Source organism: Oleiphilus sp. HI0086 (assembly GCF_001635225.1).
Window position 1 is genome coordinate 1 of sequence record NZ_LWFZ01001213.1, and the last position, 783, is coordinate 783.

General features: G+C 43.9%; 2 protein-coding genes. Both read left to right on the forward strand.

All coding sequences use genetic code 11. The features are described 5' to 3' along the window. Window positions 1-256, forward strand: a 256-nt coding sequence (locus A3756_RS21235; RefSeq protein WP_255376532.1) for a His/Gly/Thr/Pro-type tRNA ligase C-terminal domain-containing protein, incomplete at its 5' end; no start/stop codon positions are given. Window positions 257-424: 168 nt separating this feature from the next. Beyond that, a partial coding sequence (locus A3756_RS21240; RefSeq protein ID WP_156490658.1) for a tetratricopeptide repeat protein occupies window positions 425-783 on the forward strand: 359 nt, incomplete at its 3' end.

Below are 783 nucleotides of genomic sequence, written 5' to 3' on the forward strand. Positions count from 1 at the left end.
TTTACATAAAGCCTTTGAAGTTGCTGAGTTGCTTAGAAGTGAAACTTCCTTGAGAGTACTGCAGAATGCAGGCGGTGGTAGTTTCAAGAGTCAGATGAAAAAAGCTGATAAGTCTGGCGCACCTCTTGGTATCATTATTGGCGAACAGGAGCTGGAAAATGATACGTTGGTAGTCAAACGACTAAAAGGTGAGGGTGGGCAAAAGCTGGTTAGTTTTGCAGAGCTCTTAACAGAAGTGAATTCTGCATTTAGTTAAAGCTTGGGAGTTGCCGGGAATTTGGCTGTATTGCCAAAAAGTAAGCAACACTAGCTGTTTTTAATGCTGCGAACTCGACCGAGTCGGTTATAATGCAGCGCAATACAATGATAACGAAGGTGCCCAGTAAGGGTGCCAAGACAAAAACAAGGTAGACAGGAGCAAGACGTGGACAACCTTTCAACAGAAGATGAACAACTGGCGGCATTGAAAAAGTGGTGGAGCGATAACGGTAATTCACTATTGATGGGTATTGGTGCAGCGCTGGTTATTGTGTTTGGCTGGAAGGCTTACCAGAACAATGTGATTCAGGAAAAAACAGCAGCGTCTTTGCAGTATCAACAATTGGTAACAGTCGCTACGCAAAACGATTTTGATAGTGAAGACGAAGCGGAAACAGTCAGCTACTTGGCAGAGCAACTGAAAGATGAGTTTGAGGGCACTGAATACGCTTTGTATGCTGCGATGTTTATGGCAAAAGACCTGGTAGAAGACAAAAACTACGAAGGTGCAGCAGAGCAGCTAAA